At 71.5% G+C, this 14886-nt stretch carries 13 protein-coding genes; 11 read left to right on the plus strand and 2 right to left on the minus strand.

Annotation, left to right across the window (positions count from 1 at the left end; genetic code table 11):
• The first annotated feature begins 66 nt into the window (after positions 1-66).
• The 4 genes from ACFQ9V_RS14250 (at position 67) to ACFQ9V_RS14265 (ending at position 3435) form a co-directional block, all read left to right on the plus strand.
• Positions 67-444 carry a hypothetical protein gene (locus ACFQ9V_RS14250; RefSeq protein ID WP_382459790.1) on the plus strand — a complete coding sequence of 126 codons (378 nt, stop codon included), beginning with the start codon at positions 67-69 and terminating at the stop codon, positions 442-444.
• A 45-nt stretch (positions 445-489) separates the two neighbouring features.
• Positions 490-810 (plus strand): ferredoxin, encoded by a 321-nt coding sequence (gene fdxA / locus ACFQ9V_RS14255; RefSeq protein WP_382459791.1) that lies wholly within the window; start codon positions 490-492, stop codon positions 808-810.
• 1 nt (position 811) lies between these two features.
• Positions 812-1945, plus strand: coding sequence for a succinyldiaminopimelate transaminase (gene dapC / locus ACFQ9V_RS14260; RefSeq protein ID WP_382459792.1), 1134 nt, complete (start codon positions 812-814; stop codon positions 1943-1945).
• Positions 1946-2172: 227 nt separating this feature from the next.
• Entirely contained in the window at positions 2173-3435 is a 1263-nt protein-coding gene (locus ACFQ9V_RS14265) for a citrate synthase (RefSeq protein ID WP_382459844.1), read from the plus strand.
• 82 nt (positions 3436-3517) lie between these two features.
• On the opposite strand, the gene ACFQ9V_RS14270 is transcribed toward ACFQ9V_RS14265, so the two are convergent.
• Together ACFQ9V_RS14270 and ACFQ9V_RS14275 are read right to left on the minus strand one after the other, a co-directional pair.
• Positions 3518-6136 carry a penicillin acylase family protein gene (locus ACFQ9V_RS14270; RefSeq protein ID WP_382459793.1) on the minus strand — a complete coding sequence of 873 codons (2619 nt, stop codon included), beginning with the start codon at positions 6134-6136 and terminating at the stop codon, positions 3518-3520.
• Between the two features lie 122 nt (positions 6137-6258).
• A complete protein-coding gene (locus ACFQ9V_RS14275; protein WP_382459794.1) occupies positions 6259-6882 on the minus strand; it encodes a TetR/AcrR family transcriptional regulator in 624 nt (207 codons plus the stop codon).
• 123 nt (positions 6883-7005) lie between these two features.
• Between ACFQ9V_RS14275 and ACFQ9V_RS14280 the strand changes: the two genes are divergently transcribed.
• The 7 genes from ACFQ9V_RS14280 to ACFQ9V_RS14310 all read left to right on the plus strand — a co-directional run bounded on the left by ACFQ9V_RS14280 (position 7006) and on the right by ACFQ9V_RS14310 (position 14840).
• Positions 7006-8607: a carboxyl transferase domain-containing protein gene (locus ACFQ9V_RS14280; RefSeq protein ID WP_382459845.1), complete on the plus strand. Its 1602-nt coding sequence runs from the start codon at positions 7006-7008 to the stop codon at positions 8605-8607.
• 5 nt (positions 8608-8612) lie between these two features.
• Positions 8613-10829: a biotin carboxylase N-terminal domain-containing protein gene (locus ACFQ9V_RS14285; RefSeq protein ID WP_382459795.1), complete on the plus strand. Its 2217-nt coding sequence runs from the start codon at positions 8613-8615 to the stop codon at positions 10827-10829.
• On the plus strand, positions 10826-12031 hold the full coding sequence (locus ACFQ9V_RS14290; protein ID WP_382459796.1) for an acyl-CoA dehydrogenase family protein: 1206 nt from the start codon (positions 10826-10828) through the stop codon (positions 12029-12031). The genes ACFQ9V_RS14285 and ACFQ9V_RS14290 overlap by 4 nt, the downstream gene beginning before the upstream one ends.
• An 88-nt stretch (positions 12032-12119) precedes the next feature.
• Positions 12120-12896, plus strand: coding sequence for a CoA transferase subunit A (locus tag ACFQ9V_RS14295; protein ID WP_382459797.1), 777 nt, complete (start codon positions 12120-12122; stop codon positions 12894-12896).
• Positions 12893-13540: a CoA transferase subunit B gene (locus tag ACFQ9V_RS14300; RefSeq protein WP_370054081.1), complete on the plus strand. Its 648-nt coding sequence runs from the start codon at positions 12893-12895 to the stop codon at positions 13538-13540. Before ACFQ9V_RS14295 ends, ACFQ9V_RS14300 begins: the two co-directional genes overlap by 4 nt.
• On the plus strand, positions 13537-14025 hold the full coding sequence (locus tag ACFQ9V_RS14305) for a MaoC family dehydratase (protein WP_382459798.1): 489 nt from the start codon (positions 13537-13539) through the stop codon (positions 14023-14025). Before ACFQ9V_RS14300 ends, ACFQ9V_RS14305 begins: the two co-directional genes overlap by 4 nt.
• The gene (locus ACFQ9V_RS14310; protein ID WP_382459799.1) at positions 14022-14840 is read left to right on the plus strand and encodes an HpcH/HpaI aldolase/citrate lyase family protein; all 819 of its coding nucleotides are present in this window, start codon (positions 14022-14024) and stop codon (positions 14838-14840) included. Before ACFQ9V_RS14305 ends, ACFQ9V_RS14310 begins: the two co-directional genes overlap by 4 nt.
• The last annotated feature ends 46 nt before the right edge of the window (positions 14841-14886 follow it).

Raw genomic sequence — 14886 nt, forward strand, 5'->3', positions numbered from 1 at the left:
TAAGGCTAACCTTACCTGTTCGACTCTAGAACACGTCCGGCCGATGTGTCCAGCTAGGATTCGAGCATGCTGAGCCGGATCGTCAACGCCGTCCTCCTGGTCGTCGCGGGAGCGGTGATCGGCGGGATCGGCACGGTCGCGCACCAGCTCACGGTCACCTGGGGCGTCACCATCCCGCTCGGGCTGATCGGCTCGCTGCTCTGCTTCACCGCGCTGCTGGTCGGTCTCCGGTTGCTGGGCGGCTCCCGCTGGCCCGCGCTGTACGCGGCGCTCGGGGCGATCGCCGTCATCCTCGTTTTCACCCAGCAGAGCCCGGGCGGCTCCGTGCTCATCCCGAACAACCTGTGGGGGCAGATCTGGCTGGTCGGGCCGATCCTCATCGCCGCCGTCGTCGTCTCCTGGCCGGACGTCAAGCGCGCCGCGGGCCGGGCCGGAACGGCCTAAGCTAGAGGGACAGCCACCCGCCGTCCGAAGGGAACCTGAAGCACAGTGACCTACGTCATCGCCCTCCCGTGCGTCGATGTGAAAGACCGCGCCTGCATCGACGAGTGTCCCGTCGACTGCATCTACGAGGGCGAGCGCTCGCTGTACATCCACCCCGACGAGTGCGTCGACTGCGGCGCCTGCGAGCCGGTCTGCCCCGTCGAGGCGATCTACTACGAGGACGACCTCCCCGAGGAGTGGGCCGACTACTACAAGGCCAACGTGGAGTTCTTCGACGACATCGGCTCGCCCGGCGGCGCCGCCAAGGTCGGCGTGATCGCCAAGGATCACCCGCTCATCGTCGCCCTGCCGCCGCAGGCGCACTGACGTGGCGCTCGGGGAACTGCCGGAATACCCCTGGGATCTGATGGCGCCGTACGCGGCGCGCGCCCGAGCAGCCGAACCCTTCGGTGACGCCTCCGGGATCGTCGACCTCTCGATCGGCTCGCCGGTCGACCCGACCCCCGCACTGATCCGCGACGCGCTCGCGCACGCGACCGACGCGCACGCCTACCCGCAGACCGTCGGCACGCCCGCGCTGCGCGAGGCGATCGCCGCGTGGTTCAGGCGTCGCCGCGGCGTGCCCGGCCTCGCGCCGGAGGACGTGCTCCCGACCATCGGCTCCAAGGAGCTCGTCGCCTTCCTGCCGTTCTTCCTCGGCCTCGGCGAGGGGGATGCCGTGGTGCACCCCCGCGTCGCGTACCCGACCTACGCGATCGGCGCGGCGTTCGCCGGCGCGGAGGCCGTGGCGAGCGACGATCCCGCCGAGTGGCCCGAGAACACGCGCCTGGTCTGGCTGAACAGCCCCGGCAACCCGGACGGCCGCGTGCTGTCGGTGGAGGAGCTGCGGGCGGCCGTGACGCGGGCCCGCGAGCTGGGCGCGGTCGTCGCGGGCGACGAGTGCTACGCCGAGCTCGGCTGGGACGCGCCGTGGGACGACGCGCCGACCCCCAGCGTGCTCGACCCGCGCGTGGTCGGCGACGACCGCAGCGGCGTGCTCGCCGTCTACTCGCTGAGCAAGCAGTCCAACCTCGCCGGCTACCGGGCCGCGTTCGTCGCGGGCGACCGCGCGCTGATCGCGCGCCTCACCACGGTGCGCAAGCACGCCGGGCTCATGCTGCCGTCGCCGCTGCAGGCCGCGATGGTCGTCGCGCTCGGCGACGACGCGCACGTGGCGGAGCAGCGCGAGCGCTACCGGGCGCGGCGCGCGCTGCTGAAGCCCGCACTGGAGGCCGCGGGCTTCCGTATCGACCGCAGCGAGGCCGGGCTCTACCTCTGGGCGACCGAGGGACGCGACGCCTGGGACAGCATCGGCCGGCTCGCGGACCTCGGCATCCTGGCCGGTCCCGGCGTGTTCTACGGCGACCACAATGCGGAGCACGTGCGCCTCTCGCTCACGGCCACGGACGAGCGGATCGCCGCCGCGGCCTCCCGGTTGCGCGCCTTTGGAGAGACCCTCTAAAGGACCTCCTCAGCCTTTGCCCGATGCGACAGTTGTCGTGTGGGTTGGCTAGGCTGTACCAGCACGGCTTCACTGCGTCGTCGACACGATCGGCACGCGAAGCATCCCCAAACCACTCAGGAGGCGTTGTGAGCGGACTCGGCACCGAGCAGGCCGGCACCGATCGGACTGCCGTTCAGCCGCAGGCGGAGCAGCGCGGCCCCGCCCAGGACGCGGCCACCGCCCGGCTGAGCTACCCCGGCGGCGTCGCCGAGTTCCCGATCCTGCCGAGCACGCAGGGCGCGTCGAGCATCGACCTCTCCAGCCTGACCAGGCAGACCGGGCTCACCAGCCTCGACTACGGCTTCGTCAACACCGCCGCCACGCGCTCGGCGATCACCTACATCGACGGCGATGCGGGCATCCTGCGCTACCGCGGCTACCCGATCGAGCAGGTCGCCGAGAACTCGACGTTCCTCGAGGTGGCCTGGCTGCTCATCCACGGCGAGCTGCCGACGCCGGCAGAGCTCGCCGACTTCGACGAGCGCATCCGCCGCCACACGCTGCTGCATGAGGACCTGCGCCGCTTCTTCAGCGCCCTCCCGCACGACGCGCACCCGATGTCGGTGCTGTCGAGCGCGGTCTCGGCGCTGTCGACCTTCTACCAGGACTCGCTCAGCGTCAGCGACCCGGAGCAGGTGGAGCTCTCCACCATCCGCCTGCTCGCCAAGCTGCCCGTGATCGCGGCCTACGCGCACAAGAAGAGCATCGGTCAGGCGTTCCTCTACCCGGACAATTCGCTGAGCTTCGTCGACAACTTCCTGCGGCTCAACTTCGGCACCATGGCCGAGCCGTACGAGGTGAACCCGGTTCTCTCGCGGGCACTGGAGCGCCTGCTGATCCTGCACGAGGACCACGAGCAGAACGCCTCCACGTCGACCGTCCGCCTGGTCGGATCCACACAGGCGAACCTGTTCGCGTCGGTCTCGGCCGGTATCAACGCGCTCTACGGCCCGCTGCACGGCGGCGCGAACGAGGCCGTCCTGCAGATGCTCGCGGACATCCGCGACTCCGGCGAGAGCGTCCAGAAGTTCGTCGAGCGGGTCAAGAACAAGGAGTCCGGCGTCAAGCTCATGGGCTTCGGTCACCGCGTCTACAAGAACTTCGACCCGCGCGCCCGGCTCGTCAAGCAGTCCGCCGACGAGGTGCTCGCCGCCCTCGGCGTGCACGACCCGCTGCTCGACATCGCGAAGGAGCTCGAGGAGGTCGCGCTCGCCGACCAGTACTTCGTCGACCGCCGCCTCTACCCGAACGTCGACTTCTACACCGGCGTGATCTACAAGGCGATGGGCTTCCCGACCCGGATGTTCACCGTCCTGTTCGCGATCGGCCGCCTCCCGGGCTGGATCGCCCACTGGCGCGAGATGACGCAGGACCCGAGCACCAAGATCGGCCGCCCGCAGCAGCTCTACGTCGGCGACGCCGAACGAACCTGGCCCACCGCCCGCTGACCGCGCACACCCTTCCACCGAGGGGCACGTCGTTGTCACTTTTCGCCGCGAAAAGTGACAACAACGTGCCCCTCGATGCTTCTCAGGGCGTGAGGGTGAGGGTTTGGGTGGCGGCGGTACGCGTCGCTTTTGCCGTGAAGGGCCAGGGGCGGGTCTGGCCGACCGCCCACAGGCGCGCCTGGTCGGCGTAGTGGGAGTCGAACGCGTGCCCTGACGCGCCGGTGAGGTTGATCCAGGTGCTGCGGTCGAAGTCGCCGAGGTCAACCACCATCCGCATCGAGGGCGCCCTGGTGACCTGGTAGCCGTCGGAGGCGTCCCAACCGGTCGCGTCCACGACGCTCGACCCGCCGCCCAGCGGGTACGGCCCGCGGTTGAACAGCCACTCGATCGGCGGGACGCCGGACGACCCGAACGACGCGTTGGTGAGCTCCAGGGTGTGCAGGCGGTCCCAGCGCCAGCTCTTCGGGTCGCCGCCGAGGGTGCTCTGCGTCTCCTTCCAGGCCTGGTTCGCCGCGTACTCGATCATGTCGTCGCGGTCGAGCGTGCCCAGCCTGCTGTCCGCCCACCACGCGGAGTCCGGCTGCTTCACGAGGGTCTGGACGACCTGGAACCAGCGGTCGCCTCCGGTCGGGGGCGCGTCGGCCGGGAGCTTGCGGCCGAACGCGTCGGCCAGCAGGTTCTTCCAGAACACCGCGAAGTAGGCCGCAGCGGCGCTGTCGCCGTCGTCGTGGTAGTTCCAGCCGCGCAGCAGCGCCGCGCCCTTGGCGACGCCGGAGGTCGGGTCGGCCTTCGCGCCGACCGCGATGAGCAGGGGAGCGAGCGTGGCCGCGTTGGCGTCGTAGGTGTCGGCCTGGATGGCGGACATGTCCTTCGAGGTCACCTTGTGCCCCGCGTTGAGCAGTTTCGTGAGGCGGAGCTGGATCTGGTTCGCGCGGTAGCCGGCGTCCCAGTCCTGCGTGATCATCGCGGGGAACTGCGAGCCGACGGCGGCGTTGTTGGCCGTCACGATGTACCCGCTGGGCGGGTTCAGCACGCTCGGGAGCTGGTCGTAGGGGATCGTCCCGACCCAGCCGTACGCGCTGGTCCAGCCGGGCACCGGGACGGTCCCGTCGCCTTTCGCCCGCACCGGGATGAGGCCGGGCGCCTGGTAGCCGATGTTGCCGTCCACGTCGGCGTAGAGGAGGTTCTGCGACGGCACCTGGAACGACGCCGCGGCGGCCCGGAAGCTCGCCCAGTCGTGCGCGGTGTCGAAGGCGAAGATCGCCACGGCGGTCGGGCCGGGCGTGAGCGCAGTCCACTCCAAGGAGAGCTGGAACTCCTGCGCCGGGACGCCGAGCTTCCCGGCCTGGTCCTTCGCGATGACGCCGTAGCCGTCGCTGAGGTCGGTGATGATCGGGCCGTGCCGGGTCGAGCGGACCGTGATCCGCACGGCCGGACCTCCCGCGACCTGGATCGTCTCGTGCCGGATGGTCAGCGGCACCTGCGCGCCGTCGTACTCGTAGGTGTCGCCGGTGACCTTCTCGACGTAGAGGTCGGCCACGTCCGGCCCGAGGTTGGTGAACCCCCACGCGATGCGGTCGTTGTGGCCGATGATCACGCCGGGGAGCCCGGAGAAGCTGAAGCCGGAGACGTCGAACGGGCACTGCGCGTCGACGACCGCGCAGTGCAGGCCGACCTGGTACCAGACCGAGGGCATCACCGCACCGAGGTGCGGGTCGTTGGCGAGCAGCGGCTTCCCGGTCGCGGTGTGCGCCCCGGAGACGACCCAGGAGTTCGAGCCGATGTCGTCGCCGGCCGGGCCCATGAGGGTCGGCAGGGCGTCGAGGCTCGAGGCCACCTGCTCCAGCCGGTTCTGGTACTGGGCGGTGGGCACACCGGCGAGCGCGGCGGTCGCGTCGGCGTCGCCGGCTGCGGCGGAGGCCGACGCCTTCGTGCCGGCGGGGGCGGCGTCCGGGGTCGTCGTGGCGGGCGTGCCGCCGCCGAGCGCCGTGATCGTCGGGTGCGCGCTGTAGTCGTAGGCGGGGTGCAGCTCGGCGATCTGCTGGGGCGTCAGCTTGGTGGCCAGGAGCGCCCGGTCGATCTCGTCCTCCAGGTTGGAGCGGAGGTCCCAGGCCATCGCCTTGAGCCAGGCGATCGAGTCGGCCGGCGTCCACTGCTCCGGGTGGTAGTCCGGGTTCTGGATGCCGAGGATGGCGTACTCCAGCGACAGCTGCGGGCCGGAGTGCGTGTTGAGGTACGCGTTCACGCCGTCGGCGTAGTCCTGGTAGTAGCGCAGCGAGGTCTTGTCGAGCTGCTTCACCTCCTGCTCGGCGACGTCGTGCCAGCCCAGCGTGCGGATGAAGGTGTCCGTGGGGATCTGGCTGGCTCCGAACAGCTCGGAGAGCCGGCCGGAGGTGACGTGCCGGCGGAAGTCCATCTCCCAGAACCGGTCCTGCGCGTGCACGTAGCCCTGCGCGCGGAAGAGGTCGTCGGCGGTGCGCGCGGTGATCTGCGGGACGCCCGCGGAGTCGCGGGTCACGGTCACCGGCGCGCTCAGGCCGCTGACCTGCAGCGAGCCGGAGGTCTGCGGGAACGAGAGGGTGACCGTCCACACAGCGAGGCCGCCCGCGAGGAGGACGAGGACGAGCAGAACGGCGAGGGTGACTCCGAGCGTCCGCAGCACACGATGGTGCAATCTCAGCCGGGGGGTGTCGTCGCCCACGTCGCCTCCCGTCGAATCCGCCGGGGGCGTCGCCCGGCGCGTGTTCGGACTCTAGCCCACGCCGGTGTCGTACCGAAGAGTCGGTTCGGGCGGGCCGGAGGTCAGGGGAGGCCAGCGCGGTGTCAGCGCGAGGTCAGCGCCGCCCAGGCCATCCGTTCGAGCACCGGGCGCACCGAGGCGTCGGTCGTGTGCGCGGCGCCGGCGCGCGCGGAGTGGGGTGTGGAGTTGATCAGCCCGAAGGTCGCCTGCACGCGCACGCGCAGCTCGTCGGCGGCGAGCGACGGGTGCAGCTCGCCGAGCACGCGCATCCACAGCTCGATGTAGCGGCGCTGCAGGGTGCGCACCGCGCGGCGGTCCTCCGGGGCGAGGGCGTCGAGGTCGCGGTCCTGCACGCGGATGGTGTCCGCCTCGGTCAGCGCGAAGTCGACGTGGAACGCGATCAGCCCGCGCAACGCGCCTGCGGGGTCGGCGGCCTCCCGCTCGACCGCGGCGCCGCCGTCGAGGAGGGTCTCGCTGACGCCGACCAGGAGGGCGGCGAGCACGGCCTGCTTGGACGAGAAGTGCCGGTAGACGGCCGGGCCGCTGACGCCGGCGGCGGCGCCCAGGTCTTCGATCGAGACGCCGTTGAAGCCGCGCTCGGCGAACTTGCCTGCCGCGGCCTCCAGCAGCGCCGCGCGCCGATCGGCCTTCGCTTGACTGCGCTGGGTCGGCCGCGCGAGCGGGTCGGCCGGGACGGTCTCGGTCATCTCTCTAGGACTCCCAGGTGCGGGCTGGACATTCGGGTTAATGAACACTAACCTAAATTCGAGTTAGTGACCACTAACTCATGTCGATGAGGACACGGGAGCACGATGCCTGCCCTGAGCACGATGCCCGACCAGAGCACGACCGCAGGCGCGAGCGCGCCGGCGGGGAACGCCGCCGCCCAGCGCGCGCTGGTGGCCGACCTCCGCGAGCGCCTCGCCGTCGCCGCGGCCGGCGGCCCTGAACGCGCCCGCGAGCGCCACGTCGCCCGCGGCAAGCTGCTGCCGCGCGACCGCATCGACGCGCTGCTCGACGAGGGCAGCCCGTTCCTGGAGATCGCCCCGCTGGCCGCGACCGGGATGTACGGCGACGAGAGCCCGGCCGCGGGCGTCATCGCCGGCATCGGCCTCGTCGAGGGCCGCCACGTGATGATCGTCTGCAACGACGCGACGGTGAAGGGCGGCACCTACTACCCGATGACCGTCAAGAAGCATCTGCGCGCGCAGGAGATCGCGCTGGAGAACCGCCTCCCGTGCGTCTACTTGGTCGACTCGGGCGGCGCCTTCCTGCCGATGCAGGACGAGGTCTTCCCCGACCGCGACCACTTCGGCCGCATCTTCTACAACCAGTCCAGGCTCTCGGCGGCGAAGATCCCGCAGATCGCCGCGGTGCTCGGCTCGTGCACGGCCGGCGGCGCGTACGTCCCGGCCATGAGCGACGAGACGGTCATCGTCCGCAACCAGGGCACCATCTTCCTCGGCGGTCCTCCGCTTGTGAAGGCCGCGATCGGCGAGATCGTGACGGCCGAGGAGCTCGGCGGTGGCGACCTCCACGCCCGCACCTCCGGCGTGGTCGACCACCTGGCGGAGGACGACGACCACGCGCTCGGGATCGTCCGCGAGATCGTGGCGACCCTCCCGAAGCCCGCCGCGCCGGCGTGGGAGGTGCTGGCCACCCGCGCCGCCATCGCCGACCAGGAGGAGCTCTACGGCGTCGTCCCCGTCGACGTGCAGGCGCCCTACGACGTGCACGAGGTCATCTCCCGGCTGGTGGACGCGGGGGAGTTCAGCGAGTTCAAGCCGGACTACGGCACCACGCTGGTGACCGGCTTCGCCCACATCCACGGCCACCCGGTCGGGATCGTCGCCAACAATGGGGTGCTGTTCAGCGAGTCCGCGCTCAAGGGCGCGCACTTCATCGAGCTGTGCGACCAGCGCGGGATCCCGCTGGTCTTCCTCCAGAACATCTCCGGCTTCATGGTCGGCCGCGACTACGAGGCCGGCGGCATCGCCAAGAACGGCGCCAAGATGGTGACCGCGGTCGCCACCACCCGGGTGCCCAAGCTCACGGTCGTGATCGGCGGTTCCTTCGGCGCGGGCAACTACTCGATGTGCGGGCGGGCCTACTCACCCCGGTTCCTCTGGATGTGGCCGGCCTCCCGCATCTCCGTCATGGGCGGACAGCAGGCGGCCAGCGTGCTCGCCACCGTCAAGCGCGACCAGCTCGACGCCCGTGGCGAGGAGTGGAGCGCCGAGGACGAGGCGGCCTTCCGGGCGCCGATCACCGCCCAGTACGAGGACCAGGGCAACCCCTACTACTCCACCGCCCGGCTGTGGGACGACGGCGTGATCGACCCCGCAGACACCCGCACCGTGCTGGGACTGGCGCTCGACGTCTGCTCCCGCGCCCCGCTGCCCGACACGGCCTTCGGCCTCTTCCGGATGTGACGACGATGACCGACTACTCCTCCATTCCGTTCGAGTCCGTTCTCGTGGCGAACCGCGGCGAGATCGCCTGCCGCGTCATCCGCACGCTGCGCCGCCTCGGCATCCGCTCGGTGGCCGTCTTCAGCGACGCCGACCGCGACGCCCCGCACGTCCGGCTCGCGGACACGGCGGTCCGCATCGGGCCGGCGCCCGCGCGCGAGAGCTACCTCTCCGTCGAGGCCATCGTCGACGCCGCGCGCCGCACGGGCGCCGCTGCGGTGCACCCCGGCTACGGCTTCCTCTCCGAGAACGCCGCGCTCGCCGACGCCTGCGAGGCCGCCGGCATCGTGTTCGTCGGCCCCGGCGTGCACGCGTTGGAGGTCATGGGCGACAAGATCTCGGCCAAGCAGGAGGTCGGCCGCTCGGGCGTGCCGACCATCCCCGGCATCGCGGAGCCCGGCCTCGGCGACGACGATCTCGTCGCGGCGGCCGAGCGCATCGGCTATCCCGTGCTGGTCAAGCCCTCCGCGGGCGGCGGCGGCAAGGGGATGCAGGCGGTGCACGTCGCCGCCGACCTCCCCGAGGCGCTGCGCGCGGCCCGTCGCGTCGCGGCCGCGGCCTTCGGCGACGACACCCTCTTCCTGGAGCGGCTGGTGGAGTCGCCGCGGCACATCGAGGTGCAGATCATCGCCGACCGGCACGGCGCGGTGGTCCACCTCGGCGAGCGCGAGTGCTCCCTGCAGCGCCGCCACCAGAAGGTGGTCGAGGAGGCGCCGTCTCCCCTGCTCGACGCGGCGACGCGCTCCCGGATCGGCGAGGCCGCCTGCCGGGTCGCGGCGAGCGTCGGCTACGTCGGCGCCGGGACCGTCGAGTTCCTGGTCTCCGCCGAGCGCCCTGACGAGTTCTTCTTCATGGAGATGAACACCCGCCTGCAGGTCGAGCACCCGGTCACCGAGCTGGTGACGGGCGTTGACCTGGTGGAGTGGCAGCTCCGCGTCGCCGCGGGGGAGCCGCTGGGCTTCGTGCAGGACGACATCCGGCTCTCCGGCCACGCCGTCGAGGCGCGCGTGTACGCGGAGAACCCGGAGCGGGACTTCCTGCCGGGCGACGGCGCGGTGCTCGCGCTGCGCGAGCCGACCGGCGAGGGCGTCCGCGTCGACAGCGGCCTCGTGGCCGGCACGCGCGTGGTCACCGACTACGACCCGATGCTCGCGAAGGTCATCGCCTGGGCGCCCGACCGTGCGGGCGCGTTCGCCCGGCTCGACCGTGCCCTCGCCGGCACGGCGGTGCTGGGCCTCGTGACCAACATCGCCTGGGTGCGCGACCTCCTGGCCGACGAGGACGTCCGCGCGGGCAGCATGGACACCACGCTCATCGACCGGCGCTTCTCCGCTCTGGAGCCGGTTCCGGCCTCCGCAACCGAGCTCGCGGCGGCGGCGTTGCTGGCGCACCTGCAGCGGGAGACCGTGACGCCGGGCGGCGTCGGCGCGCTGTGGGGCGCGCCCACCGGCTGGCGGCTCGGCTCGGCGCGGCCCGTCCGCTACGACGTGGACGCGACCACCGTGCCGGTGGACGGCGACCGCGTGACCCTCGCCGGGCCCGACGGCGAGCTCCGCGAGCACACCGCACGGATCGCGGTGCAGCCCGGAGCGGCCGGCGAGCCGGACTCCGTCGTGCTCGATCTCGACGGCGTGGTCACCCGCTTCGACACGGCCCGCGACGGCGGCACCGTCTGGCTCGCGCACGGGGGACGCTCGCGCGCCCTGCGGCTGCGCACGCCCGCCGAGCGGCTGGCCGCTGCGCTCGCCGCCCGCGAGCGCGGCGAGGCGACCGCGCATCCCGAGGTCCGCTCGCCGATGCCCGGCACCGTCGTGGCCGTGCCGATCGTCTCCGGCGCGGAGGTCGCGGCCGGCGACACCGTCGCGGTCGTGGAGGCCATGAAGATGGAGCACCGCCTCCTCGCCCCCATCGCCGGCACCGTGACCGTGAAGGTCGCGCCCGGCGACCTCGTGAAGCTCGACCAGCTCGTGGCCGTCGTGGACGCGCCGGAACCGGACGACGCCTCCACCACACCGAACGCGTCCACCACACCGAACGCGTCCACCACACCGAACGCGTCCACCACACCGAACGTCCCGCCGACCCCGGCGGACACCCCAGAGCCGACAGAATCGGCCGCCACCTCCCACGGCGAGCACGCCGCGGCAGCGACCGTCACCACAACAGACAGGAATCTCCGATGACCATGCAGATGCCACGCCCGGCCGACCTCGACGTCGCCGGCTTCGAGCTCACCGACGAGCAGCGCCGGCTCCGAGACCAGGTCCGCGACTTCGCCGACACCGTCGTCGCGCCCGCCGCGTACGAGTACGACACCAAGCGCAGCCTCCCGTACGACATCATCGCCGAGATGGGCCGGATGGGCCTGTTCGGCCTCCCGTTCCCTGTCGAGTACGGCGGCCAGGGCAAGGACTACCTCTCGCTCTGCCTCGCGGTCGAGCAGCTCGGCCGGGTGGACCAGTCCATCGGCGTGACACTGGAGGCCGGCGTCGGCCTCGGCGCGATGCCGATCTTCCGCGGCGGCACGGAGGAGCAGAAGCAGCAGTGGCTGCCGATGCTGGCCCGCGGCGAGGCGCTCGCCGGGTTCGGCCTGACCGAGGCCGACGCCGGCTCGGACGCCGGTGGCACGAAGACCACGGCGATCCTGCGCGACGGCGAGTGGGTCCTGAACGGCACCAAGCAGTTCATCACCAACTCCGGCTCGGAGATCACCAAGCTCGTCACCATCACCGCCGTGACCGGCGAGGAGCGGCGCGCGGACGGCTCGATCAAGAAGGAGCTCTCGGCGATCATCGTCCCGACCGGAACGCCCGGCTTCGTCGCGGAGCCGGTCTACGACAAGGTCGGCTGGCACACCTCCGACACCCACCCGCTGACGCTCACCGACGTGCACGTCCCGGAGGCCAACCTCCTCGGCGAGCGCGGCCGCGGCTACGCCAACTTCCTCCAGACCCTCGACGAGGGCCGGGTCGCCTTCGCCGCCCTCTGCACGGGCGCAGCGCAGGGCTGCCTGGAGGAGGCGGTGCGCTACGCGAAGTCGCGCAACGTCTTCGGCCGGTCGATCGGCTCGAACCAGTACATCGCCTTCAAGATCGCGCGGATGCAGGCCCGGGTGCACGCGGCTCGCCTCGCGTACTACGACGCCGCGTTCAAGCTGATGGCGGGCGTCCCCTTCAAGATGGAGGCCTCCATCGCCAAGCTCGTCGGCAGCGAGGCCGCGATGGACAACGCCCGCGACGCGACCCAGATCTTCGGCGGCTACGGCTTCATGAACGAGAACCCCGTGGCCCGCCACTACCGCGACTCGAAGATCCTGGAGATCGGCGAGGGCACCAGCGAGGTCCAGCTCATGATCATCTCCCGCGCCCTCGGCTTCGAGGCCTAGCCGGTCCCGCCGAGACGGCGGACAATCTGACCACTCGACGGATTTCGGAGCACTTTCCGCCTTCTCGGCGGCGTAGACAGGAGAACGGATGATCGACAAGACGGTGGGGAGCGCGGCGGAGGCCGTCGCGGACATCCCGAGCGGCGCGTCCCTGGCGGTCGGCGGCTTCGGGCTGTGCGGCATCCCGAGCGCGCTCATCCAGGCGCTGCTGGAGGCCGGGACGACCGACCTGGAGGTGGTCAGCAACAACTGCGGCGTGGACGACTGGGGGCTCGGCCTCCTGCTCGCCCAGCGTCGCATCCGCAAGATGATCAGCTCGTACGTCGGCGAGAACAAGGAGTTCGCGCGGCAGTTCCTCTCCGGCGAGCTGGAGGTGGAGCTGACCCCGCAGGGCACGCTCGCAGAGAAGCTGCGGGCGGGCGGCGCGGGCATCCCGGCGTTCTACACGCCGGCCGGCGTCGGCACGCAGATCGCGCTCGGCGGCCTCCCTCGGCGCTACAACGACGACGGGTCGGTCGCGGTCGCGAGCGAGCCGAAGGAGGTGCGCGAGTTCGACGGCGCCTCCTATGTGCTGGAGCGCTCGCTGCGCCCCGAATTCGCGCTCGTGCACGCGGCCAAGGGCGACCGGCACGGCAACCTCGTGTTCCACGCCGCCGCGATGAACTTCAACCCGCTCGCCGCGATGGCCGGCGGCATCACCATCGCCGAGGTGGAGGAGCTGGTCGAGCCGGGCGAGCTCGCACCGGGGGAGGTGCACCTGCCCGGGATCTTCGTCCAGCGCGTCGTGCACGCGCCCGACGTGGAGAAGCGGATCGAACGGCGCACGGTCGCCACGCCAGCCGCACAGGAAGGAAGCGCCCGATGAGCCTCACCCGCACCGAGCTCGCCGCCCGCGTGGCGCTGGAGCTGGAGAACGGCCAGTACGTCAACCTCGGCATCGGCATGCCGACGCTCATCCCGAATTACATCCCGGAGGGCGTTGAAGTCATCCTGCACTCCGAGAACGGCGTGCTCGGGGTCGGCCCGTACCCGGCCGACGCCGACGTGGATCCTGACCTGATCAACGCGGGCAAGGAGACGGTGACCGTCAAGCGCGGCGCGGCTTACTTCGACTCGTCGCTGTCGTTCGGGATGGTCCGCGGCGGCCACGTCGACGTCGCCGTGCTCGGCGCGATGGAGGTCTCGGCGACCGGCGACCTGGCCAACTGGATGATCCCCGGCAAGATGGTCAAGGGCATGGGTGGCGCGATGGACCTCGTCTTCGGCGCCAAGCGGCTGATCGTGATGATGGAGCACGTCGACAAGGAGGGCCGGCCCAAGATCCTCGCCGAGTGCTCCCTCCCGCTCACGGGCACCGGCTGCGTCGACCGCATCATCACCGACCTCGCCGTGATCGACGTGACGCCGGACGGGCTCGTGCTGCGCGAGACCGCGCCGGGCGTCACGGTCGAGGAGGTCGTGGCCGCGACGGGCGCGCCGCTCGCGGTGGAGCTGGAGGCGGCATCATGAAAGAGATCGAGCAGCGCGGCCTCTACTACGAGGAGTTCGAGCTGGAGACCCGCTACCTGCACCGCCCCGGCCGCACGGTGACAGAGGCCGACAACGTCCTCTTCACCACGCTGACCATGAACACGCAGGCGCTGCACCTGGACGCCGCGTGGTCGGCGCGGCAGCCGTTCGGCACGCGGCTGATGAACTCGATGTGGACGCTCGCGACGATCGTCGGCGCGTCGGTCGCCCAGCTCACGCAGGGCACGATCGTCGCCAACCTCGGCTTCTCGGAGGTCTCCTTCCCGCACCCGCTGTACCACGGCGACACGCTCTACTCGGAGACGACGGTGACGGGCAAGCGGCTGTCGGCCTCCCGCCCCGGCCAGGGGATCGTGACGCTGGAGCACACCGGCCGCAACCAGGACGGCGTCGTCGTCGCCACGGCGATCCGGCAGGTGATGGTGTGGTGCCGCGACGCGCACCTCGGGACGGCCGACGTATGACGACGTTCCCGTGGGGTCCCGCGCTGCTGTTCTGCCCGGCCGACCGGCCCGACCGGTACGCCAAGGCGCTGGAGCGGTCGGACGCGGTCATCCTCGACCTTGAGGACGCCGTCGACCCTGCACGCCGGCCGGCCGCCAGGGAGGCGCTCGCCGCCTCCGACCTCGACCCTGCGCGGGTGATCGTGCGGGTCAATCCGGCCGGCACCGAGGACCAGGCCGCCGACCTCGCGGCCCTCTCGCTCACGCCGTACACGGCCGTGATGCTGCCGAAGGCCGAGCGCGCGGCCGACCTGCGTGCGCTCGCCGGGCTGCGTGTGATCGCCCTGTGCGAGACCGCGGCCGGCGTCCTCGCGGCGGCCGAGCTCGCTGCGGCGGAGGAGGTCATCGCGTTGATGTGGGGCGCGGAGGACCTGGTCGCCTCCCTCGGCGGGACCTCCAGCCGGCACGCCGACGGCAGGTACCGCGACGTCGCCGTGCACGCGCGCTCCGCGGTCCTGCTCGCCGCCGGAGCCGCCGGGAAACCGGCCGTCGATACGGTGCACCTCGACATCGCCGACCTCGACGGGCTCGCCGCGGAGGCCGAGGACGCGGTCGCCGTCGGATTCGCCGCGACCGCGTGCATCCACCCCTCGCAGGTGGACACTGTGCGCGCCGCGTACCGGCCGGACGAGGCCCAGGTGGCGGAGGCCGTCGAGCTGCTGGAGGCGGCCAGGGCGGCGGGCGGGGGAGTGTTCCGTCACAACGGCAAGATGGTCGACGGACCGGTGCTCTCGCACGCCCGATCGGTGCTCCGGAGGGCGACCAGCACGTTGTGATGAAACCGTGATGAACGATTTTTACGCCGTTCACCGGTTTGGTCGT

The organism is Leifsonia sp. NPDC056665 (assembly GCF_042791795.1).
Taxonomy (GTDB): Bacteria; Actinomycetota; Actinomycetes; order Actinomycetales; family Microbacteriaceae; genus Leifsonia.